Annotated in this window: 20 protein-coding genes and 1 pseudogene; 14 read left to right on the top strand and 7 right to left on the bottom strand. The window is 70.3% G+C overall.

The genetic code is table 11. The annotated features are described in order from the left end of the window. Window positions 1–315: 315 nt before the first annotated feature. Genes OG379_RS05020 through OG379_RS04995 form a run of 6 tightly spaced genes read left to right on the top strand, consistent with a single transcriptional unit; the run spans window position 316 to window position 6,017 of the window. Window positions 316–1,056 (top strand): DUF1684 domain-containing protein, encoded by a 741-nt coding sequence (locus OG379_RS05020; protein ID WP_405659709.1) that lies wholly within the window; start codon window positions 316–318, stop codon window positions 1,054–1,056. Between the two features lie 39 nt (window positions 1,057–1,095). Next, complete coding sequence (locus OG379_RS05015; RefSeq protein ID WP_405659706.1) at window positions 1,096–2,613, top strand: ABC transporter substrate-binding protein; 1,518 nt, start codon at window positions 1,096–1,098, stop codon at window positions 2,611–2,613. Continuing rightward, on the top strand, window positions 2,613–3,578 hold the full coding sequence (locus OG379_RS05010) for an ABC transporter permease (protein ID WP_405659704.1): 966 nt from the start codon (window positions 2,613–2,615) through the stop codon (window positions 3,576–3,578). The genes OG379_RS05015 and OG379_RS05010 overlap by 1 nt, the downstream gene beginning before the upstream one ends. Beyond that, window positions 3,575–4,456: an ABC transporter permease gene (locus OG379_RS05005; protein WP_405659701.1), complete on the top strand. Its 882-nt coding sequence runs from the start codon at window positions 3,575–3,577 to the stop codon at window positions 4,454–4,456. Before OG379_RS05010 ends, OG379_RS05005 begins: the two co-directional genes overlap by 4 nt. Continuing rightward, window positions 4,453–5,253, top strand: coding sequence for an ATP-binding cassette domain-containing protein (locus tag OG379_RS05000; RefSeq protein WP_393756721.1), 801 nt, complete (start codon window positions 4,453–4,455; stop codon window positions 5,251–5,253). The genes OG379_RS05005 and OG379_RS05000 overlap by 4 nt, the downstream gene beginning before the upstream one ends. Next, window positions 5,250–6,017 carry an ABC transporter ATP-binding protein gene (locus OG379_RS04995; protein WP_405659698.1) on the top strand — a complete coding sequence of 256 codons (768 nt, stop codon included), beginning with the start codon at window positions 5,250–5,252 and terminating at the stop codon, window positions 6,015–6,017. The genes OG379_RS05000 and OG379_RS04995 overlap by 4 nt, the downstream gene beginning before the upstream one ends. A gap of 23 nt (window positions 6,018–6,040) precedes the next feature. Here OG379_RS04995 and OG379_RS04990 read toward each other — a convergent pair whose 3' ends face one another. Together OG379_RS04990 and OG379_RS04985 are read right to left on the bottom strand one after the other, a co-directional pair. Further along, complete coding sequence (locus OG379_RS04990; protein ID WP_405659696.1) at window positions 6,041–6,721, bottom strand: hypothetical protein; 681 nt, start codon at window positions 6,719–6,721, stop codon at window positions 6,041–6,043. A gap of 4 nt (window positions 6,722–6,725) precedes the next feature. After that, window positions 6,726–7,085: a hypothetical protein gene (locus OG379_RS04985; RefSeq protein WP_405659694.1), complete on the bottom strand. Its 360-nt coding sequence runs from the start codon at window positions 7,083–7,085 to the stop codon at window positions 6,726–6,728. 232 nt (window positions 7,086–7,317) lie between these two features. Between OG379_RS04985 and OG379_RS04980 the strand changes: the two genes are divergently transcribed. After that, window positions 7,318–7,611, top strand: a complete 294-nt coding sequence (locus OG379_RS04980; protein ID WP_393756716.1) for a hypothetical protein — start codon at window positions 7,318–7,320, stop codon at window positions 7,609–7,611. A 102-nt stretch (window positions 7,612–7,713) separates the two neighbouring features. On the opposite strand, the gene OG379_RS04975 is transcribed toward OG379_RS04980, so the two are convergent. Beyond that, window positions 7,714–8,757 (bottom strand): LacI family DNA-binding transcriptional regulator, encoded by a 1,044-nt coding sequence (locus tag OG379_RS04975; protein ID WP_405668413.1) that lies wholly within the window; start codon window positions 8,755–8,757, stop codon window positions 7,714–7,716. A gap of 294 nt (window positions 8,758–9,051) precedes the next feature. Between OG379_RS04975 and OG379_RS04970 the strand changes: the two genes are divergently transcribed. The 6 genes from OG379_RS04970 (at window position 9,052) to OG379_RS04945 (ending at window position 15,053) form a co-directional block, all read left to right on the top strand. Beyond that, window positions 9,052–10,200, top strand: coding sequence for a Gfo/Idh/MocA family protein (locus OG379_RS04970; protein ID WP_405659691.1), 1,149 nt, complete (start codon window positions 9,052–9,054; stop codon window positions 10,198–10,200). Further along, window positions 10,197–11,120, top strand: a complete 924-nt coding sequence (locus OG379_RS04965) for a PmoA family protein (protein WP_405659689.1) — start codon at window positions 10,197–10,199, stop codon at window positions 11,118–11,120. Before OG379_RS04970 ends, OG379_RS04965 begins: the two co-directional genes overlap by 4 nt. Continuing rightward, window positions 11,114–11,842, top strand: coding sequence for a cupin domain-containing protein (locus OG379_RS04960; protein WP_405659686.1), 729 nt, complete (start codon window positions 11,114–11,116; stop codon window positions 11,840–11,842). Before OG379_RS04965 ends, OG379_RS04960 begins: the two co-directional genes overlap by 7 nt. 81 nt (window positions 11,843–11,923) lie before the next feature. Continuing rightward, window positions 11,924–13,255, top strand: coding sequence for an ABC transporter substrate-binding protein (locus tag OG379_RS04955; RefSeq protein WP_405659684.1), 1,332 nt, complete (start codon window positions 11,924–11,926; stop codon window positions 13,253–13,255). After that, window positions 13,252–14,220, top strand: a complete 969-nt coding sequence (locus OG379_RS04950) for a carbohydrate ABC transporter permease (protein WP_393756707.1) — start codon at window positions 13,252–13,254, stop codon at window positions 14,218–14,220. Before OG379_RS04955 ends, OG379_RS04950 begins: the two co-directional genes overlap by 4 nt. Next, window positions 14,217–15,053: a carbohydrate ABC transporter permease gene (locus tag OG379_RS04945; protein WP_393756705.1), complete on the top strand. Its 837-nt coding sequence runs from the start codon at window positions 14,217–14,219 to the stop codon at window positions 15,051–15,053. Before OG379_RS04950 ends, OG379_RS04945 begins: the two co-directional genes overlap by 4 nt. Window positions 15,054–15,694: 641 nt before the next feature. Here the strand turns inward: OG379_RS04945 and OG379_RS04940 are convergent. The 3 genes and pseudogenes from OG379_RS04940 to OG379_RS04930 form a co-directional block, all read right to left on the bottom strand. Then, the gene (locus OG379_RS04940; RefSeq protein WP_405659682.1) at window positions 15,695–17,695 is read right to left on the bottom strand and encodes a glycoside hydrolase family 127 protein; all 2,001 of its coding nucleotides are present in this window, start codon (window positions 17,693–17,695) and stop codon (window positions 15,695–15,697) included. Between the two features lie 127 nt (window positions 17,696–17,822). Then, on the bottom strand, window positions 17,823–19,076 hold the full coding sequence (locus OG379_RS04935) for an amidohydrolase (RefSeq protein WP_405668411.1): 1,254 nt from the start codon (window positions 19,074–19,076) through the stop codon (window positions 17,823–17,825). Between the two features lie 207 nt (window positions 19,077–19,283). Next, a pseudogene (locus OG379_RS04930) lies at window positions 19,284–19,799 on the bottom strand (trimeric intracellular cation channel family protein); the annotation flags it as partial. Between the two features lie 465 nt (window positions 19,800–20,264). Here OG379_RS04930 and OG379_RS04925 point away from each other — a divergent pair. Next, window positions 20,265–20,804 carry a transglycosylase SLT domain-containing protein gene (locus OG379_RS04925; RefSeq protein WP_393757124.1) on the top strand — a complete coding sequence of 180 codons (540 nt, stop codon included), beginning with the start codon at window positions 20,265–20,267 and terminating at the stop codon, window positions 20,802–20,804. Window positions 20,805–20,875: 71 nt separating this feature from the next. On the opposite strand, the gene OG379_RS04920 is transcribed toward OG379_RS04925, so the two are convergent. Then, on the bottom strand, window positions 20,876–21,367 hold the full coding sequence (locus OG379_RS04920) for an ATP-binding protein (protein ID WP_405659680.1): 492 nt from the start codon (window positions 21,365–21,367) through the stop codon (window positions 20,876–20,878). Between the last annotated feature and the right edge of the window lie 67 nt (window positions 21,368–21,434).

Genomic DNA, 21,434 nt, shown 5'->3' with positions numbered 1-21,434 from the left:
CTCGACGGATATGTGGATCGTCGCCGTCGGGTGCCACCGCGGGGTTCAACGCCTCCTGGAGTGCTCCGGATCCGCTCCAGGTCGGCCGCGGCCACCCTGCCGGCGGTGGCCGGGGGCGAGTACTTCCACGGAGGGGCGGACACCGTCCGCGTCTTCTCGGCACAACCTCCGCGTCGCGGTCCGGGCCGGGATTCGTCTCACAATGTGACAGGTACGTTTGACATTAGGTGGGCTTATGGACAATAAAGGTGATGCTTTGGCCATATATTCACGTCCTGCTACCCAGAGGCTGTGAGGGCTGCTCCACCTAGACGAATGAGTAACGCCGTGTCCCATGCCGCCCCCGACCGCGCATCCATCGACCCCGCGGAGGAATGGGACGCCTGGCGTGCCGAGCGCCACCGCGCGCTCACGTCCCCGACCGGCAATCTCGCCCTGGTCGAGACCCGCTGGGCTCCGGCCGGTGAGGTCCCGGACGTGGCGGACGCGCGAGCGGGTCAGCCGGAGACCGTGACCGTCACCACCCTCCGGCGCACCGACCGGGTCAGCGGCCAGGACGAGCACGGTCTGCGATTCTGGGACGCCGACGCGCCCGCCATCCGCCACTTCGACCGGGTGGATGCCTTCCCCTACGACCCCGCCTGGGTCCTGGAAGCCTCGTACACGCCTGTCGCCGACGCCCGGCGCATCGCCTTCGAGCACATCCGGGACAACGGCGGCAGCCGCGACCTGGTCGTCCCCGGAGACATCACGCTCACCGTCGACGGCCGCCCGTACACGCTCAGCGCCTTCGACGACGACGGCACGCTGCTCCTCGTCTTCGGCGACCCGACCAACGGTGACATCACCTACGGGGCCGGCCGCTTCCTCTTCGTGCGGCGTACGGAGGACGAGACCCGGGTCGTCCTCGACTTCAACCAGGCCTTCGTGCCGCCCTGCGGATTCTCCGATCAGTACAACTGTCCGATGCCGCCGCGGCAGAACCGCTTCCACCTGCCCGTCGAGGCCGGCGAGAAGCTCCCTGTCTTCCGTGACGGCTTCGACGCCCAGCACTGATCACCCCGCAGCTCCCCGCACCGAAAGAGCCCTCACCCCATGAGTACCAAGAAGAACGTCCTGTACGGCACCGCCTCCGCCGCCGCTCTCGCCCTGACCCTGACCGCCTGCGGCGGCTCCGGCGGGTCCAGCGCCTCGGGCGGCACCTGGGACAAGGACGCGGTTGTCAACATCGGCTCCCTCTACGAGCCGCAGAACCTCGACAACACCGCGGGCGGCGGCCAGGGTGTCACGGAGGCGCTCAACGGCAACGTCTACGAGGGCCTGTTCGAACTCGCCGACGACGGCAAGGTCGACAAGCTCCTCGCCCAGGACTACGAGACCAGCGCCGACGGTCTCACCTACACCTTCACCCTCCGCGACGGTGTGAAGTTCCACAGCGGCAAGGAACTCACCAGCCAGGACGTCAAGTACAGCCTGGAGAAGGTGCTCGCGGACGACTCGCAGTCCGCACGCAAGAGCAATCTCGAGGTCGTCAAGGACATCGCCACCCCGGACGCGCGGACCGTGAAGATCACGCTCTCCAAGAAGTCGATTTCCTTCGTCTACAACCTCTCCTACGTCTGGATCATCAACTCCCAGGCGAAGGAACTGAAGACGACCGAGGACGGCACCGGCCCGTACACCCTGAACAAGTGGACCCGTGGCTCCGCGCTGAGCCTGAACCGCTTCGCCGGTTACTGGGGCGACGCCGCCGCCAACAAGCAGGTCGTCTTCCACTACTACAAGGACGCCACGGCGCTGAACAACGCGCTGCTGACGAACGCCGTCGACGTGGTCACGAGCGAGCAGTCGCCCGACGCCCTGGAGCAGTTCAAGAGCAACGGCAACTACAAGGTGAACGACGGCGACTCCACCACCAAGCTGCTGCTGGCGTTCAACGACAAGGCCAAGCCCTTCACCGACGTCAAGGTGCGCCGGGCCGTGTCCGCCGCCATCGACGACAAGAAGCTCCTGGAGTCCGTCTGGGGCGGCTACGGCAAGCAGATCGGCTCGATGGTGCCGCCCACCGACCCCTGGTACGAGGACCTCACCGACGTCGACGCCCACGACGTGACGAAGGCCAAGAAGCTGCTTGCCGAGGCCGGTTACGCCAAGGGCTTCAGCTTCACCCTCGACACCCCCAACTACGACCCGCACCCGACGGCGGCGACCTTCATCAAGTCCCAGCTCGCCAAGGTCGGCATCACGGTCAAGATCAACACGATCACGCCGGACGAGTGGTACACGAAGGTCTACAAGAACCACGACTTCACGGCCACGCTCCAGGAACACGTCAACGACCGCGACCTGGTCTGGTACGGCAACCCCGACTTCTACTGGGGCTACGACAACCCGCAGGTCAGCAAGTGGGTGGAGCAGGCCGAGGAAGCCTCCAGCACCGCCGAGCAGACCGAGCTGCTCAAGAAGGTCAACCGGCAGACCGCCGAGGACGCCGCCAGCGACTGGCTGTACCTCTACCCGCAGATCGTCGTCGCGAACAACAAGCTCTCCGGCTACCCGCTCAACGGCCTGAACTCCCAGTTCTTCGCCTACGACATCAAGAAGACGGGCTGATGGCGCGCTATCTGCTGCGCCGGCTCGCCTTCCTCGCCGTATCGCTGGCCCTGGCGAGCGTGGTGCTGTTCGTGCTGCTGCGGATGCTGCCCGGCGACCCGGCCAACGCGCTCACCGCGGTGGGCGCCGGCCCTGAGCAGATAGCCGCGGCCCGCCACTCCATCGGTTCCGACCGCCCGCTGCCCGAACAGTTCACCCACTGGCTCGGGCAGCTGGCCAGCGGCGACCTCGGCACCTCGTTCGTCAGCTCGCTGCCCGTGGGACCCGAGGTCACCGCCCGGCTGGACGTCACCGTGCCGCTCACCCTGGCCGCATTCGTCCTTGCCGTCCTGGTCGCGGTACCCGCGGGGTTCGTCGCCGCGTACAAGCGGCACACCTGGTACGGCGCGCTGCTCAGCGGCGTGTCCCAACTGGGCATCGCGATACCCGTGTTCTGGCTCGGCATGATCCTGATCGCGGTGTTCGCGCTGAACGCGGGCTGGCTGCCCTCCGGCGGGTTCCCGCAGGACGGCTGGTCCGACCCCGCCGAGGCGTTCCGCGCCCTCGTCCTGCCGGTCGTGACCATCGCCCTCGTGATGAGCGCGTCCCTGATCCGCTACGTCCGCTCCGCCACCCTCGACGTCCTCGGCAGCGACTACCTGCGGACCGCCCGCGCCCTCGGCTCGTCCTTCGGCCGCGCCATGTGGCGGCACGGTCTGCGCAACGGCGCCGTGCCGGTGATCTCCGTCCTCGGTATCGAACTCGCCTCGACGCTGCTCGGCGCCGTGGTCGTGGAGTCGGTGTACGCGCTGCCGGGCCTCGGCTCGCTGCTCGCCACCGGCATCGCACAGCACGACTACCCGGTCATCCAGGGCGTGCTGTTCGTATCCACCCTCGCGGTGCTGATGATCGGCTTCGTGGCCGACCTGGTCCAGCGGATCATCGATCCGCGGCTGCGCGGCCGACTCTCGGGAGGTGCCCGATGACCGGCACGGACCTGCTCACCCCCACGAAGCCGCCCAAGAAGCCCTCCGCGAAGCCGCGCTCACCGCGGCGCTCCGCCACCCTCGCCGTCGGATGCGTACTGGCCGGTCTGATCGCCCTGCTGGCCGTGGTGTCGTTCTTCTGGCTGCCCTACGACGCCGAGGACACCTCCGGCGGACGGCTCGCCGGGCCCGGCGGCGGTCACCTGCTCGGTACCGACAAGCTCGGGCGCGACCTGTTCACCCAGGTGATGACCGGCTCCCGCATCGCCGTCGAGGCAGGGCTCGGCTCGGTGACGATCGCCGCCGCCATCGGGGTCACCCTGGGAGTGCTCGCGGCGTTCGCACAGGGCTGGATCGACGACACGCTCTCGGCGTTCCTCGACATCCTCATCGCCTTCCCGACGCTGCTGCTGGCGATGCTCATCGTCGCCGCACGGTCGGCGACGCTCGGCTCGGCGGTCCTGGCGATCGGCCTGGCGCAGAGCGCGGTCGTGGCGCGGCTGGTGCGCATCCTGGTCAAGCGGGTCCTGGCCCAGGACTACATCACCGCCGCCCGTACCTCCGGCACCTCCTGGCCGCGCACGGTCCTCTCCCACGTCCTGCCCAACATCTGGCCCACACTGGTGGTCAACCTCGCCCTGCAGTTCGGCCTCGCCGTGCTCGCCGAGGCCGGGCTCTCCTACCTGGGACTCGGAGCGCCGCCGCCCAACGCGTCCTGGGGCCGCATGCTCCAGGAGGCCCAGGCCACCTTCACCACGGCGCCGGCCGGCGCCCTCGCGCCCGGCATCCTGCTCGTACTGCTCGTCATCGGTGTGAACCTCGTCGCCGACGGCATGCGTGACACCCTCGACCCGGCCACCCGGCGGAGGCGCACGTGACTCTCCTCGACGTACGCGGACTGACCGTCCACGCTCCCGACGGGCGGACCCTGGTCGACGACCTGTCCTTCACTGTGGCCGGCGGTGAACGGCTCGGACTCATCGGTGAGTCCGGCTCCGGCAAGTCTCTGACCACGCTCGCCGTGCTCGGGCTGCTGCCGGACGGCATGACCTCGGCCGGCAGTGTGGAACTGGCCGGGACGCAGACCGTGGGCGCCGCCGAGAAGCGGCTCACCGCCGTACGCGGGCGGGACGCGGCCGTGGTCTTCCAGGAGCCGCTGACCGCACTCGACCCGCTGATGCGGCTGGGCCGCCAGATCGCCGAGCCGCTCGCCCGCCGCACGGGCCTCAAGGGCAAGCAGCTCCGCGGGGCCGTGCACGACGCCCTCGAACAGGTACGGCTGCCCGACCCCGACCGCATCGCCCGCGCCTTCGCGCACGAGATCTCCGGCGGCCAGCGTCAGCGCGTCGCCCTCGCGATGGCGCTGGCCTGCGAGCCGAAGCTGCTCATCGCCGACGAGCCCACCACCGCCCTGGACGTGTCCGTGCAGGCGGAGATGCTGGAGCTGATCGACGGCCTGGTGCGGGAGCGGGAGATGGCCGTGCTGTTCGTCAGCCACGACCTCGCCGTCGTCGCCAGGGTCACCGACCGGGTGCTGGTCATGAAGGACGGCCGGGCCGTCGAGCAGGGCGCGGTCCACGACATCGTGCGCGCGCCACGCGAGGAGTACACCAGGGCTCTGGTCGCCAGTGCCCGGAAGCTGGAGTCCGCCCTGGACCTGAGGAGCCCGCGATGACACCGGTGCTGGAGCTGAAGGACGCCGCGGTGCGCTACCGGGGTGCCGCCGCCGACGTGGTGCGGGACGTGTCCCTCGCCGTCGAAGCGGGCGAGAGCCTCGCGCTGGTCGGCGAGTCCGGCGCGGGCAAGACGACGCTGCTGCGCCTGCTGCTGGGGCTGGCCCGCCCCACGGCCGGCACGGTCCGATTCGACGGGGCCGGCCTGAACCCGCGCGACCGCGAGCAGATGCGCCGTTTCCGGCGCAGCGTGCAGTGCGTCTTCCAGGACCCGTACTCCTCCCTCGACCCCAGCCGGAAGGTCGGCGCGATCGTCGCGGAACCGTTGCGTTCCCTCGGGCTCGCCACCCGCGCCACGGCGGCGCCCCAGGTGGCCACGGCGCTCGAGCGCGTCGGCCTCCAGGCGGACGCCGTCGACCGCTACCCGCGCGAGTTCTCCGGCGGCCAGCGCCAGCGCATCGCCATCGCCCGGGCCACCGTCTGCGACCCACGGGTCCTGCTGGCCGACGAACCGGTCAGCGCGCTGGACGTCACCACCCGGGTGAAGGTCGTCGACCTGCTGGCCGAGCTGAAGGAGGAGCGGGGGCTGACGATGGTGATGGTCTCCCACGACCTGTCGGTCGTGGCCTCCTTGTGCGAGCGCACCGCCGTGCTGGAGCGTGGCCGGGTCGTCGAGCAGGGAGCCACCGCCCAGGTGCTCGGCGAACCCGCGCACTCGTACACCCGCCGGCTGATCGAGAGCGTGCCGCGGCTGCCGACGGTGTGACCGGTCTGGTCACACTGGTCAGGTCAGGACCTGGCGTGGCTGGGCCTACGTCGCTTTTCGCCGGCGACGTGTTCTCCCGCATGACCGTCGGACATGCCGCCGTCCCGGGGTGAGGCAGTCGGCGCATCTGCCGACTGCCTCCTGCCGGCCCATTGCGTTTTCAGCCTGCGGCTCCCGGCCCGGTCCTTCGCGATGTTCCGTATCTTCCTGGTGCTGCCCGACTCGGCGAGCAGGGCGAGTACCGCCGGCGACGTCGACCCCGTGGCGAGGAAGCGCTGCATCCAGTCCGTGACCTTCGCCAGCTCGGCCGGCGTCGACACGTGACCGTCCTTGACGGACAGGTAGAACAGCCAGTCGTCCATGCGGCGGCGGATGAACTCGCGATACCCCTCCGCCCTGAGCCGGCCGATCTCCGGCAGCAGTTCGGCCGACCACTGCCGGAACTCCGCGGGGCCGGTCGCCTTCATCGCGATCCGGTCCACGAGGTCGACCGCCGCGGTCTTGGACACCATCTCGACGGGATCGCGCAGGATCGTGGCCACCACCTCGCGGTCCCGGTCGCGGCTCCGCGAGGCAGCGGTCACCGAGACGACGCGTCGGTACGCGGACGATCGGACGTGCTCGTCCGCGACGGCATCATCGACGTCCACGTCGATGATGCCGGCCCCCGCCAGCAACTCGGCGACATCGGAGCGCAGTGTCATTGGTTCAGCCCTTGTCGCCGGGTGGTTCTCGGCGCCCTGGCGCCGCTCCCGCCGGTTGCGCTTCCGGCAAGCCGAGGAGACCGCGTGCCACGACCTCCACGGGCTCGTCGCGCTCCCTGGCCAGAGCGATCACGGCTCGGCAGGCGAGCTCGTTGATCCCGAAGGCCAAGGCGTCGGGCGCGACCCAGCCCGCCGCGTCGTCGAGGCGGTCCGTGTCCTCCTCGGCGCTTGCGGTCACGTACGTCGCGGCGGCTTCGAAGACGTTGTGCCGCGGGCGGGTCGGGTCCCGAGGCGGGACGGGGACGGGCGGATGGGCGGTGAAGACTTTACGGAGAGGGGCGAGCGCACGACGAATGGCGATCACGTGAAGCCACCTTCCCTGAGTCGATGCGGCCGGCGTCGTAAATGCCACGTGCACACCAAGTGTGCCATTGCGTGCAGGAGTTCGAACAGATCACATCGACGCCTGGCGGCCGGAACACCGACCCGGGCCGTCCGGGTCCACCGCATTCACCTTTCGTCCGATCGCCGATACTTTGCGTGATGACAGTGAGTCGTTGCAGACACGGCTCGCGGCATCGAAAGGAACGACGCGCATGAAGAGACGCATGGCGACAAGCCTGGGAGTGTTCGCGGCCGCCGCAGCGCTGGCCCTCACGGTCCAGGGTTCCGCATACGCGGCCGAAGGTGTGCTGGTCATCAATGGTGGTGAGTACAAGGACCCGTCCGGCTGTTACTCGATCAAGTGGTATCCGTCGTCGGTGACCAACCACACCGACGCCATCGCCGAGGTGCACTCAGGTCCCGACTGCACGGGACAGGTGGAGGAGCTCGTCCATCCGGGCGGGACGTACCACTCCGAAACCGCGGGAAGCGTCTTCATCCTCTGACGTCCGGACGGCCACCCGTCGGCCTCGTGGTGTCCACGGCCCACCGCATGACGGCGGGTGGTCTGCGAGGGGTGTGCGCGCCCCGCGTTCGGCTGCTCCGGCTCACGGGGCCAGCTGTCTTCGTACGCCGTCGGTGGACTCCCGTGTTTCCAGCCAGTGCGGGGCCATGTGGACCTCGAACGGCAGCGGCACCTCCGAACGGATGCGTGTCGCCAGGCACTTCACCGCCAAGGCCGCGATCGCAGCCTTGTCCGGCACCACCGAGGTGAGGGACGGCGTGCTGTAGAGCGCCTCGTCCGAGCCGTCGATGCTCGCCACCGCGACGTCCCCCGGGACGCTCATCCCCGCTTCGTACAAGGCCCGCTGTGCTCCGACGGCCAGCGGGTCGCTGAAACAGAACACCGCGTCGGGCCGCACGGCCTGCGGCAGGGCGGCGAGCGCGCGCGTGGCCAGCAGGCCGTTGCGCCGGTCGAACTCCCTCACCGGGGGTGCCAGCCGGGGATCGAATGTCAACCCGGAGCCGTGCAAGGCCTGTTGGAACCCTTCGAGGCGCTGCCGACTGGTCGCGGACCCCTGGGCGTCCACGCCCACGGCGGCGATCCGGGTCCGTCCCAGGCCGGCGAGGTGCGCGGTCGCCTCACGAGCCGCCGCGACGTTGTCGATCAGAACATGGTCCGCCACGATCCGGTCGCCCCCGTAGTTGCGCTCGCCCAGCAGTACGAGGGGGAACTCGCTTGCCACCGGGGCAAGTTCACCGAGCGACACGTGCAGCGGTGAAAGGATCATCCCGTCCAGGAGCGAGGCGCCGACGCCCGTCGCCAGGCGCAGCTCCTCCGTCGCGTCCCCCAGGGTCTCCTCGATCAGGACGGTGAGCTGCAACGCCGCGGCCTCCGACCTGACATGGTGGGCCAGCTCCGCGAAGTAGGGCGTCGCGAGGTCCGGGACGGCGAGCCCGATCAGACCGCTGCGTCCCGTCCGGAGGCGGCGCGCCGTCGGGTTGGGGCGGTAGCCGAGGTCGCCCACGGCGCGCATCACCCGTTCCCGGGTGGCTTCGGACACCCGGGGGGCGCCACGTACAACGTTGGACACGGTCTTGATCGACACCCCCGCGCGCTCCGCCACGTCCTTGAGCGTCACCGCTGCCACCGACCGGCCTCCCTTGTCGTCATTCACCGGATTATGCATGGACTGTCGCGCAGTGTCAGGGCTCGGAGCGGATCTCGAGCCCGTGCTGTCCGATGGGTTGACCTCGGAGACTTACGGCGGTTACAACGTTGGAACACGTCGACGACGGCCACGACAGCAAACGCTTTCTATCGGGACCGCCGGACGGCTGCGGCGCGCGGTCGGCCGCCCTCACCAGGGCCGCTGCCCGGGCCGGCTCGTCACTACGGCCCGAGGCCGTAGTGCTCCGCCCACCCGCTTCACGAGAGGGTCTGCATGTCTCCGCACCGTTCGAGCGCCCCGCTGCGCACAGCCGTGGTCGGCACGGGAGGGATCGCACGCTCCAGTCATCTGCCCGCCCTTCAGGCCCTGGCCGCGGAGGGCGAGGTGGAGGTCGTCGCCGCGGTCGACGTCGACGGGAACGCCGTCCGACTGCTCGCGGACGAGGCCGGAATCCCGTACGCCGGCACGGAACTCGACGCCATGCTCGCCGACGTGCGCCCGGATCTCGTGGTGCTGTGCACGCCGCCGGCCGTACACCGGGAGCAGTCGGTCGCGGCGCTGAAGGCCGGCGCCTGGGTGTGGTGCGAGAAGCCGCCGTGCCCGTCCCTCGCCGACTTCGACGCGATCGAGGCGGCGGAGAAGGGCGGTGACGCGGACCCGTACGCGGCCATCGTCTTCCAGCACCGCTTCGGTTCCGGCGCGCGTCACGTCCGACGGCTGCTGCGCAGCGGTGCGTTCGGCCGACCGCTCGTGGCGCACTGCCAGACCACCTGGTACCGGGACACGGCGTACTACGCGGTTCCGTGGCGCGGCCGTTGGGCCACCGAGGGCGGGGGCCCCGCCATGGGCCACGGCATCCACCAGACCGACCTGCTGCTCGATCTGATGGGGCCCTGGGCCGAGGTGCGCGGCATGGCGGCGCGGCTCGTGCACGACGTGGAGACCGAGGACGTGTCCACCGCGCAGATCCGCTTCGAGGGCGGAGCTGTCGCCACCGTCGTCAACAGCGTGCTCAGCCCCGACGAGGTCAGCCGGATCCGCATCGACTGCGAGAAGGCCACGATCGAGCTCACCCACCTGTACGGCTACCGCAACGCGGACTGGCGCATCACCCCGGCGCCCGGAGTCCCCGGGGAGACCGCGGCGGCCTGGCAGGACTTCGGCGCCGACGAGCCCAGCTCGCACGTCGCCCAGCTGCGTGCGCTGGTCGCCGACATCAGGGGCGGGCGGCGCCACCCCACCAGCGGCGTCGGCGGCCGTCAGACGCTCGAATTCATCACCGCCCTGTACAAGTCCGCGTTCACCGGCACACCCGTGCGTGCGGGTGACATCGGGCCCGGCGACCCCTACTACACCGAACTGCACGGCGGCGCCCCCGGCTGGGCGCCGGCCACCACCCGCAAGGAAGAGGACCACGTATGACGCTCTCGCTGACCCACGCCCACGGTGACCGGATCACCGTCGCGCACGAGGCGACCGGCACCGAGCTGTTCGCCTACGTGTACCGCCCCGAGGCCCCATGGGAGGCGCCCAAGCCCTACCTGCACCCGGTCAGGACCCTCTCCGGCGGACTCGTCACGGACTACCGGCCCAACGACCACCGGTGGCACAAGGGGCTGCAGCTGACGGCCTCCCACCTGTCGGGCCAGAACCTGTGGGGCGGCAACACCTATGTGCACGGCGAGGGGTACCTCGCACTGCCGGAGAGGATCGGCTCGATGGCCCATGTGGCCTTCGGCGAGGTCTCCGCGGCCGGTGACCGGGCCGTCATCGCCGAACGGCTGAACTGGCACCCGTACGACGGCGAGCTGTGGGCCGAGGAGGAGCGCCGCATCGAGGTGTGCGACGTCGACGCGGAGGCCGGCAGCTGGACGCTCAGCTGGACCTCGTCGGTCACCAACCGGCGGGAGGAGCCGCTGCGTTTCGGCAGCCCCACGACCCACGGCCGTCCCGCCGCCGGATACACCGGACTCTTCTGGCGCGGCCCCCGCGCCTTCCGCGACGGCAAGGTCTTCACCGCCGATTCGGACGGCGAGGACCTGATGGGCAGTCAGGCGCCCTGGCTGGCATACGTCGGTGAGCACGACGGCCGTGACGGCCATGCCACGGTCGTCTTCGAGCACGCGCCCGCCAACGACCACGCGGGCGACAAGGGGACCCACCCGGCTCACTGGTTCGTGCGCAGCGCCCCGTTCGCAGCGGTCGCGCCGTCCTGGGCGTTCCACGAGGAGCTGGTCCTCGCCCCCGGCGACACGCTCGACCGGAGCTACCGCGTGCTCGTGGCGGACGGCGCCTGGGACCGCGAACGGGTCGCGGCACACCTGGAGGCGCAGACGTGGTGAGCGCGACGTACGACGGGTTTCCGGCAGCGGTCGGCGTGTCACGGCTGAGCGTCTACGACTGGCCCACCGTCGAGGGCCTGCCCGGAGGTGGCACCCCCCATCTGCACCTCACCTGCAGCGAGGGTTACGTGGTCACCGCCGGCCGGGGTGCCGTGCAGACGCTCACCACCGCGGGCTACCAGGAGACGCCCCTGGAGGCGGGCTCCGTCGCCTGGTTCACGCCCGGTACGATCCACCGCCTGGTCAACGAAGGCGGTCTGGAGATCGTCGTGGTGATGCAGAACAGCGGTCTCCCGGAAGCGGGGGACGCCGTCCTCACGCTGCCGCAGGACCGCCTCGGCGACCCCGGCACCTACGCCGACGCGGTCCGTATCCCGGCCGACGTCTCCGAGGCCGAGCAGGCGGACGTCGCCCGCGCACGCCGGGATCTGGCGACCCGCCGATTCCTGGAGCTGCGCGAGGCCACCGAGAGCGGCGACCCGGAACCGCTCGCGGCCTTCCAGCGGGCGGCCGCCGAGCTGGTGCGGCCTCGCCTCGACGGCTGGGAACAGCGATGGCGGGACGGGGCGCACGCCGCCGCGTCGGCCACCGAGGCCCAGCTCGGCGCCCTGCGTGGCGGGGACGGGCGGCACCTGGCGGATGCCCGGGTCACCTCGACCGGCCCCATCGCACGCGGACGCTTCGGCATGTGCGGCCGCCTGGACGTCTACCCGGGCATCTGACGGAACCCGTCGCCCGGACCGGGGGCCCGGCAGCACGCCCGGGCCCCTCCTCCACCCATGTCCCACCCCTGGAAGGCCCCCATGCCTGAGCCCCGAAGCGGCCGGCAACCGAGCCGCCGGGCCGTCCTGGCCGCGGCCGGCGCCGGCCTCGGCACCGCACTGATGGCGTCGCTCACCGCGTGTTCCGCCGGGAGCGGCGGCAGCTCAGAAGGAATCACCCTCACGTTCTCCTGGTGGGGCAACGACGACCGCGCCTCCCGCACCGTGCAGGCCGTGCGGCTCTTCGAGAAGGAACACCCCGGCGTCACCGTCCGGACCTCCAACGGCGACTTCGGCTCGTACATGCAGAAGCTGGCCACGCAGGCGGCCGGGGGCGGCATCCCCGACGTCGCCCAGCTCGACTACCGCCAGATCTCCCAGTACGCGGGCGGCGGCGCACTCCTGCCACTGGGCGACGCCATCCGGGACAGGACGATCCGCACCTCCGAGATGGACCCGGAATTCGTCCGCACGGGCACCTACGAGGGCAAGCAGTACGCACTGCCCGCGGGCCGCGGCATCACCGGATACGCCTACGACTCCGCCATCTACAAGAAGGCCGGCGTCCCCACCCCCCGGCCGGACCGGACCTGGGAGGAGTGGGCGGAGGCGAACAGGCGCATCGCCGCCCTCGGCCTGAAGTCCCCCGACGGCCGCCCCTTCGCGGGCACCAACGACGGCGGGGTCAACGAGGACGTGTTCGAGACGTGGCTGCGCAGCCGCGGCGGGAAGCTGTACGCCGGACAGACCGAGCTCGGCTTCACCGAGGACGACCTCACCGAGTTCTGGGCACTCTGCGACACGCTGCGCCGTGAGGGCGCCGCAGCCCAGGCCAAGGACACCGTGCAGGCCGTCACCACCGAGACCAGCCCCATCGGCCGCGGTCTCGCGGCCTCCGACTTCACCTGGGACGCGCCGTTCCCCGGCTACCCGGACCTCCTCGGTGACCAGATCCGCTTCGGCCCCACCCCGTCGACCGGCGGCCGCCAGGGCTCGTACTTCAAGCCCTCCATGCTCTTCGGTGTCGGATCGAGCACCGAACACCCCAAGGAAGCAGCCCAGTTGGTCGACTTCCTGCTCAACGACCGGCGGGCAGGGGACATCCTCGGCTTCACCCGGTCCACTCCGCCCAACCGGATGGTCGCGGGCCGGGTCGCCAAGACCCTCAAGGGCGCGGAGCTGGAGATCTACCGGTATGCGCAGGAGATGGAGAAGTACGGCCTCGACGCCCCGCCGGCCGCACCGCCGCGGGGCGACGTCGCGATCCAGAACGCCTTCAAGCGCCAGTACCAGCGCGTGGCATACGGCCTCGCCACACCCCGGGAGTCCGCGCGTGAACTCATCGACGAGGCGAACAGGGAGCTGAGGTCATGAGCGCGGTCTCGACCGACACACCCGCGTCCACCGACCGGACGACGCCCCCGAAGCCGCCGGAGAAGCGGCGCCGCCAGGTACGCGAGAAGCAGTGGCCCGCCTATGTGTTCCTCTCACCGTGGATGATCGGCGCGGGCATCCTGACCCTCGTGCCGATGGCCGTGTCCCTGTACCTGTCCTTCACCGACTACAACCTCTTCGACGCGCCGCGATGGGTCGGCCTGCGCAACTACACCGAGATGCTCACCGAAGACCCGCGGTACTGGCGTTCGGTGGGAACCACCCTGCTGTACGTCGTGGTCGCCGTCCCGCTGAAACTGGCCCTGGCCCTCGGTGTGGCGATGCTGCTGAAGAACCTCGGCCGGGGCCGTGCCTTCTACCGCTCCGCGTTCTACGCGCCTTCCCTGCTCGGGGCGAGCATGTCCATCGCCCTGGTGTGGAAGGCCCTGTTCAACGACGGCGGCTCGGTCGACGGCGTGCTGGGCGCGATCGGCATCGACCTCGGCGGCTGGGTCGGCAACCCCGACCTGGCGGTGTTCGCCGTCGTGCTGCTCACCGTGTGGCAGTTCGGCGCACCCATGGTGATCTTCCTGGCCGGTCTGCAGCAGATCTCACCCGACCTCTACGAGGCGGCGGCGCTCGACGGGGCCGGCCGGTGGCGGCAGTTCGTCTCCGTCACCGTGCCGATGCTCTCCCCGGTCGTCTTCTTCAACCTGGTCCTCGAGACCATCCAGTCCTTCCAGGTCTTCACGCCCGCCTTCGCCATCAGCGGCGGCGACGGCGGACCGGCGGACTCGACCATGTTCTACACGCTCTACCTGTACGAGCGCGGCTTCACCGCCTCCCACATGGGCTACGCGTCGGCGATGGCCTGGCTGCTGCTCATCGCCATCGGCCTGGTCACCCTGATCCTGTTCCGGACCTCCCGGTCCTGGGTCTTCTACGCGGACGAGGAGGGACGATGAACTTCGCCACGAAGCGGTGGCTGCCGCACACGGCCGCGGCAGTGAGCCTTCTCGTCCTGCTGTATCCCCTGGCCTGGCTGCTCGCCACGTCACTCAAGCCGGTCGACGAGGTGGTCACCAGCCTCGACCTGTGGCCGAGCCACCTGGAGTGGTCCAACTACACGACCGCCCTCGACGGTGTGTCGGGCGTCTCCGTCACCAGGCTGCTCGGCAACACCCTGGTGATCGCGGGCGGCGCCGTCCTCGGCAACGTCCTGTCCTGCTCGCTTGCCGCCTACGCCTTCGCCCGGATGCGCTTCCGTATGCGCAAGGGGATGTTCGCCTTCATGGTGGCGACGCTGATGCTGCCGCACCACGTCGTGCTGATCCCGCAGTACATCGTCTTCAACCAGCTAGGCCTGGTGGACACCTACTGGCCGCTGATCCTGCCCAAGTTCCTTGCCACCGAGGCGTTCTTCGTCTTCCTCATCGTGCAGTTCATGCGCGGGCTTCCCCGTGAGCTGGAGGAGTCCGCCCGCATCGACGGGTGCGGTCCCTTCCGCACCTTCTGGTCGATCACTCTGCCGCTGAGCCGGCCCGCGCTGATCACCACGGCCATCTTCACGTTCATCTGGACGTGGAACGACTTCTTCACCCAGATGATCTACCTGTTCGCGCCGGAGAAATTCACCATCACCCTGGCCCTGCGCAGCTTCGTCGACCAGTCCAGCACCTCCGCGTACGGACCGATGTTCGCCATGTCGGTGATCTCCGTACTCCCGATCGTGCTGTTCTTCTTCGTGTTCCAGCGCTACCTGGTGCAGGGCATGGCCACCTCCGGGCTGAAGGGCTGAACCACCGTGTCCCACGCACCCACCGTGCCGCACCGCGACCGCCGGGAGCCCGGCGAGGTCTTCGGATCCGGCTTCAGCCTCTTCGCCGACATGCTGCTCGTCGGACTGCTCACGAGCCTCGCCTGCCTGCCGGTCGTCACCGCCCCGGCCGCATTCGCCGCGGCGTCGGGAAGCCTGCGCCGGACCGCGCACGACGGCCTGCCGGTCGGTTTCGGGGCGTACGCCGGACGGCTCCGGGCACACCTGTCCCTCCGCACGCTCGCCGCCGGACTGCTGGTGCCCGTACTCGTCCTGCTCCTCTTGATCGACGCCGCCCTGGTCCGCAGCGAGCTGCCCGGGGCACCCGTCGTGGCACCCGCCCTGGCCCTGCTCGCCCTCGCGGCTGCCGTCGTCGGGCTGCGCGCCACCGCGCTCCGGGCCCCGCACCGGCTGTCCGTACGCGAGGGACTCGTCCGCTCCGCCGCCGACCCGGGAGGCGCCCTCCTGCTGGCCGCAGCCGTGCTGCTCGCGGCGCTCCTCGCGTGGTCGATGCCCCTGTTGATCCCGCTGCTGCCCGGGCCGCTGGCGTTCGCCGCCACCGTGGTGGACATCCGCTCCACCGCCGCCGTTCACCGACACCGAACAGGAGACCAACGGCCTCCTCACGGCCGACCGCCGGCCGAAGATCCCGCTCCAGGGCCTCCGGTCGATCCTCCGTCAACTCCCTTGCGCGCACCGGCGAAGTCCACGGAATCCGCCCCGGCCAGCGGGCGACCGGCCTTCCAGTAGACGGTGTAGTTGTGGCCGTGCGCATCGTGGAACGGGCCCAGGCCGACCGTGGAGCCGTCGGCGACGGCGGTGAACGCGAGCGAACTGCCGCCGGTCCGTGTGACCGAGGCAGTGTCGAGCACCGGGAGGGAACCGAGTGAGCGGTCGCCGTAGTCACCGGAGAGGACCGTCGGACCGTACGTGACCGCCACGACGTCGGGGTCGTCGGCGGCCGCCCGCAGGACGACCCGCATGGGCAGGCGGACGGTGACCGTGTCGCCGGCAGCCCAGGAACGGGTCACGGTCGCGTAGCTTCCGGGCGTGGTGGCGATGTCCTGGGCCACGCCGTTGACAGCGACCGTGGCCCCCGATGTCCAGCCCGGGATGCGGATGCGCATCGCCCAGGTACCGGCGGCGTCGCCGGTTATCCGCAGGGTCGTGGTGTCGCCGACCGGGAACGACGTGCTCTGGGTGACGGTGATCCCACGCTGCGTCCAGGTGAGCACCGACGGCACGAACAGGTTCACGATCAGTGTGGTGTCACGGTGGAAGTAGACGGAGTCCATGAGCCTGGTGTGCATTTCCAGGCCCGTGCCCTGGCAGCACCAGAAGGAGTCGTAGTCGGTGCTCCAGGTGCCGCCGCCCCAGGCCGGTCCCACACCACGCCGGCCTCCCGGTTCGAGCGGGGTGAAGTAGGTGACGTGGCCGTGGCGGTCGGCCGGGTCCTGCTGCCCGATCATCTGGTTGAGCCACGCCTGCTCGTAGAAGTCGAACAGGGCCGCCCTGTCCGGGTCCAGCGTGAACAGTTCACGGGTGAGGGTGAGCATGTTGAACGTGTTGCAGCTTTCGCACGTGTCCCGCTTCAGGTACGCGGCGATGGCGTTCGGCGCGCGGAAGTGCTCCGCCTGGCTGTTGCCGCCGATCGCGTACGTGTGCGTGCCGACGCAGGCGTTCCAGGCGTTGGTGGCGATGTCCCGGTAGCGCGTGGTCCCCGTGGCCCCGTACTCGCGTGCCGCTCCGATCCACTTCGGTACCTGGGTGTTGGCGTGCAGTCCGTCGAGCCGGTCCTGGCCGGCGGCCAGTGGGTCGAACACGGCGGCGTGGTCGAAGCGCCGGGCGACGGCGAGCCACCGTGTGTCGCCGGTCTGGAGGTAGAGATCGGTGAGCACGGTGTTCATGCCGCCGAACTCGGTCTCCAGCATGGTCTGCATCTGCCCGCCGCTGAGCCGGGCCGTGCGCCGGTCGACCCAGCCGGCCAATGCCAGCAGCACGTCCCGGGCCTGGGTGCTGCCGATGTGCCGCCACACGTCCAGCAGGCCGGTGAGCGTCTTGTGGATCGTGTAGTACGGCACGTTGCCGTTGTCCAGGGTCCGCTCCTCGAGGGCGGTGAACTCCGACTCCGGGTAGCCGGAGAGATATCCGGCGCCGAACCCGGCGGCCTTGTTGTTGGCCTGGCACCTGGCCAGTTCCGCGACCATGTGGACCGCCTTGTCCCGGCAGGCGGTGTCCCCGGTGACGGCGTACAACTGCGCCCAGGCCGTCAGGAAATGGCCCTGGATGTGGGTGCGGAAGGGGAACGTGGGAGCGTCCCAGCCGCCGGTGGCAGCCGCTCCACGGGTGGACAGCCCGTGATTGGCACGGAAGTTGTACAGCAGCCGGTCGGGGTCGACGAACTGGAGGTAGGCGCGGGTGCGGTTCTGGTTGTCCAGCCACCGGCTCTCGGCCAGACGGACCTGACCGAGAGCGAAGGGGGAGGCGGACACCCCGATGCCGGCCACGCGCGGGGGAACGGCAGCTCCGGCGGGAGAGTTGCCGACCAGGGGCCCGGCGGCGGAGACGACGGCGGTGGCCCCTGCCGTCCGGAGGAGGTGCCGTCTGCTGATGGAGGGGGACATCGTGCGGCCCTTTCCGTGGTCGGGGGAGCGCCTGCCTTGCGTTCGTGATGTCGAACACTGTTCGTCAAGCCGCCGGAACCCTAGGGGGGCCGTCCCCAAGCGTCAATGCCGCCGACAGCGCTCAGGCTCACGCGTCCCGGCCGAGCCAGGCGAAGGCGGCGACGGTGAGCGCGGTGATGCCGGTGTCCAGGGTGGGCTGGAGGACGGGAGCGAAGGCGGGGGAGTGGTTGACGGGGATGTCCTGCGCGACGGTGCCTCGCTCGTCTGCTGCCCGGTACGTGTCCGGGTCGATACCGCCGATACCCCAGTAGGCGAAGGGGGCGCCCAGTGCCTGCGGGATGCGGCTGAAGTCCTCGCTGGCGGTCTGGAGGTCGATGGTGTGTGCTTCGTCGCCGAAGTGGGCGCGGTCGACGCGGTCGGCGACATCGGGGTCGTTGACGGTCGGGGGGAACGCGTTGAGCCGCTCGATGAGGGGCTCCTCGGGCGCGTTCGACGCGGCCGCCTCGGCGTTGACGCAGCGCCGGACCGCTTCCAGGACCTGCTTGCGCGTGGCGTCGTCGTAGGTGCGGACGTTGAGCTCGATGACGGCGGTGTCCGGGATGACGTTGGGGCTCGCGCCGGCCTTGATGCTGCCGACGGTGAGTACGGCAGGTGTGGTGGCGGCCAGTTCGCGCGAGACGACGGTCTGCAGGCGCACCACGCACATGGCCGCCATGACGACGGGGTCGACGGCGGCCTGCGGCATGGAGCCGTGGGCACCGCGCCCGTACAGGGTGATGCGCAGACTGTCCGCTGCCGACAGGAACGATCCCCGCCTCACTCCGACGTATCCGGCCGGGTAGGGGAGGACGTGCTGGGCGAGAGCGACGTCCGGCCGGGGAACACGATCGGCCAGACCGCCGTCCACCATGGCGTCCGCACCGTCGCCGTTCTCCTCCGAGGGCTGGAAGAGCGCGATGACGGTGCCCTGCCAGGCGTCCCTGCCCGAGGCCATGAGCTGTGCGAAGCCGAGCAGGCAGGTGACGTGCACGTCGTGGCCGCAGGCGTGCATGACCGGACGCTCCTGCTCGTCGTCCCCGGTCACGGTGACGGTCGACGCGTACGGCAGCCCGGTGGCCTCCCGGACCGGCAGGGCGTCCATGTCCGCGCGCAGCAGCACCGTCGGGCCGTCGCCGTTGGACAGGACGCCGACGACACCCGTGGTGCCGATGTTCTCCGTCACCTCGTACCCACAGCCCCGCAGGAGTTCCGCCGCGCGCGAGGCGGTGCGGTGCTCCTCGTTGCCGAGTTCAGGGTGGGCGTGCAGGTCCTTGTAGAAGTCCTCGGCGGCCCGGCGGATACCGGGGAGACCGGACAGGACGCGGTCGAGCGGCGCTGACATGGGATTCTTCCTTCCTCGTGGGCGTCGGCCCGTAGCCGTACCCCAGGGAGTTCTGTCGCGCACCGCGTTCAGGGCGGTACGCGGTTCCAGCGAGAGCCCTACCGGCAGGTACCAGCCCCGCCGGTGGGCGAGCAGCCTGAAGACGAGGGCCAGGAGCACACCGCAGACGATGCCCAGGGTGGGCCGGTTCAGGTCTGCGCAGATCACATAGACCCCGGCCACCGCGACGGCCACCGTGGCGTACAGGCCGTTGCCTCCGAAGACCTCCGGCACCCGCCGCAGCAGCAGGTCACGCACGGCTCCGCCGCCGACCGCCGTGATGGTGCCGAGGAGGACGGCGGGCAGCCAGCCGAGACCGGCGGCCAGTGTCTTCTGCGCACCGGCCACGGACCAGAAGCCGATGACAGCGGCGTCCAGGGCGGTGAATGCCCTGGCCCACTGGTCCTGGTCCAAGGAGAGGACGAAGGCGAGGAGGGCGCCCGCGAACGCGGTGGGCAGGTAGGCGGCGTCCGTGAGGGCCACGGGGGTGCCGTGCTGGAGCAGCGTGTCGCGGATCAGGCCGCCACCCAGCCCGGACACGGTGCCGACGACCAGATATCCGAACAGGTCCAGCCCCTCGTGCCTCGCGACGACGCCGCCGAGCAGTGCGCAGATGAAGACACCGGCCAGGTCGAGCCAGCGGGTCACCGTGTCGACCTGGTCCGGTGACAGCCAGTGGCCCATGTCGTCGTTCCCATCCTGCGAGCGGCCGGTGACCTCCGGCGCGCGGCGCGTACCGCGAAGAAGGGCCGTGCACGAGCCCTTCCCCCGAGCACCCGCATCCTCCTGGGTCCGGCGGAGACATCGCCCGAATGCCGGACCCACGTGCGTCGGTCTGTGAGTCGGCCCATAGGTCCCAGGTCACATACGAGACGCGGTAGTAGCAGCCGGTTCCCAGGTCTCGGTGTCCGGGCGCACCGTTCGCACCTCCGGCCCCGGACTACGTAAACGCCTAGTAGCCCGGGTCGTTGCCGTCGTCGCGGCGTGCCGCTAATCATGGTTCGAGCCCCGGGGAGCTGACGCCCCGGACCGGTGGATCGCGGCATTCCGTTACGGACTCCGCCGCGCGTCTCCGCTCCGGACTCCGGCCCCGGGACGTCCCTGACATCAGCGCAAGGAGAGTGTTTTATCCGTACGTCCGCTCAGTCCCTGGCCCCCACCGCCCGTACCGCCCGGATCCGCAGGTTCGCGGTCTCCGGACTGTGCGCGGCAGGAGCCGCAGCAGCCGCTCTGACCCTCGCCCCGTCCCCCGCGCACGCCTCCGAGCCGGCCTCGCACAGCGTGGCCGCGTCGGCCGGCGTCTCGGCCGCCGGAGTCGCCGCGCAGGCGGACGCCATCGGTGAGAAGGCAGACAAGGCGGCTGCCGACAAGGACAACCTGGACAGCTGGATCCGGGAATCCCTCAAGATCATGGACGCCAAGGGGATCCCGGGCAGCTACGAGGGTCTGCACAGCAACATCATGCGTGAGTCCGGCGGCGACCCCGAGGCATCCAACGACTGGGACGTCAACGCGCAGAACGGCACGCCCTCCAAGGGCCTGCTGCAGGTCATCCAGCCGACCTTCGACGCCTATCACGTCTCGGGCACCCCGAAGGACCTGACCGACCCGGTCGCCAACATCACCGCGGCCGCCAACTACGCGGCCGACAAGTACGGCTCCATCGACAACGTCGACTCCGCCTACTGAGGCACGAGCCACACACGGCACGGCCACACCCCTCCCGGGGTGTGGCCGTGCCGCTTGTCATCCACCGGGCGTCACCAGGGCGACTGGCCCGCAAGGTCGCCGTCCAAGCCGTCGAGCAGCGAGATCTGTACGCGCACCCGCTTGCCCACAGGCTCGCGGCGCACCTCGAAGCTCTGGCAGACCGCGAGAACGATCTCCAGGCCGTGCTGCCCCGCCCGTGAGGGGTCGCCCTGCACAGCGCTGGGGAGCACGGAGCCCGAGTCCCACATCGTGATGGTCAGCATGCTGCCGTCCACCTCGAGATCCAGCAGGCACGGGCCCGGCGCGTACTTGCAGACATTCGTGGCGAGCTCGCTCACCACCAGCTGCGAGACCTCCATGGCCCGCGCGGGCACGTCCACACCTCGCAGGGTCCGTGCATCGGACAGAAACTCCCGAACGAAACCACGAGCACGGGAAATCTCCCCGGACTCCATGTCGTACGCGGCGCTACCTGCCACGACGCCCGCGTCGCCCTGCGTCCTGTCCTGCTCGGTCCCGCACCTCGTCGCCAGCCGTTCCATGCCAGTTCCCCCGTTCGTCAGCTGCACCACGCAGCTCAGTACACCGCCCGCCTACCCCCCGTCACGG

The organism is Streptomyces sp. NBC_01166 (assembly GCF_045039765.1).
In the GTDB taxonomy this organism is placed as follows: domain Bacteria; phylum Actinomycetota; class Actinomycetes; order Streptomycetales; family Streptomycetaceae; genus Streptomyces.
Note: the sequence above shows the minus strand (reverse complement) of the source record. Positions and strands in the feature narration are given on the sequence as shown.

Bases quoted from the DNA above. Each gene is read 5' to 3' on its own strand.
- OG379_RS05020 (WP_405659709.1), top strand. From the start codon at position 316: ATGAGTAACGCCGTGTCCCATGCCGCCCCCGACCGCGCATCCATCGAC.
- OG379_RS05015 (WP_405659706.1), top strand. From the start codon at position 1,096: ATGAGTACCAAGAAGAACGTCCTGTACGGCACCGCCTCCGCCGCCGCT.
- OG379_RS05010 (WP_405659704.1), top strand. From the start codon at position 2,613: ATGGCGCGCTATCTGCTGCGCCGGCTCGCCTTCCTCGCCGTATCGCTG.
- OG379_RS05005 (WP_405659701.1), top strand. From the start codon at position 3,575: ATGACCGGCACGGACCTGCTCACCCCCACGAAGCCGCCCAAGAAGCCC.
- OG379_RS04995 (WP_405659698.1), top strand. From the start codon at position 5,250: ATGACACCGGTGCTGGAGCTGAAGGACGCCGCGGTGCGCTACCGGGGT.
- OG379_RS04990 (WP_405659696.1), bottom strand. From the start codon at position 6,721: ATGACACTGCGCTCCGATGTCGCCGAGTTGCTGGCGGGGGCCGGCATC.
- OG379_RS04980 (WP_393756716.1), top strand. From the start codon at position 7,318: ATGAAGAGACGCATGGCGACAAGCCTGGGAGTGTTCGCGGCCGCCGCA.
- OG379_RS04970 (WP_405659691.1), top strand. From the start codon at position 9,052: ATGTCTCCGCACCGTTCGAGCGCCCCGCTGCGCACAGCCGTGGTCGGC.
- OG379_RS04965 (WP_405659689.1), top strand. From the start codon at position 10,197: ATGACGCTCTCGCTGACCCACGCCCACGGTGACCGGATCACCGTCGCG.
- OG379_RS04955 (WP_405659684.1), top strand. From the start codon at position 11,924: ATGCCTGAGCCCCGAAGCGGCCGGCAACCGAGCCGCCGGGCCGTCCTG.
- OG379_RS04950 (WP_393756707.1), top strand. From the start codon at position 13,252: ATGAGCGCGGTCTCGACCGACACACCCGCGTCCACCGACCGGACGACG.
- OG379_RS04945 (WP_393756705.1), top strand. From the start codon at position 14,217: ATGAACTTCGCCACGAAGCGGTGGCTGCCGCACACGGCCGCGGCAGTG.
- OG379_RS04940 (WP_405659682.1), bottom strand. From the start codon at position 17,695: ATGTCCCCCTCCATCAGCAGACGGCACCTCCTCCGGACGGCAGGGGCC.
- OG379_RS04935 (WP_405668411.1), bottom strand. From the start codon at position 19,076: ATGTCAGCGCCGCTCGACCGCGTCCTGTCCGGTCTCCCCGGTATCCGC.
- OG379_RS04920 (WP_405659680.1), bottom strand. From the start codon at position 21,367: ATGGAACGGCTGGCGACGAGGTGCGGGACCGAGCAGGACAGGACGCAG.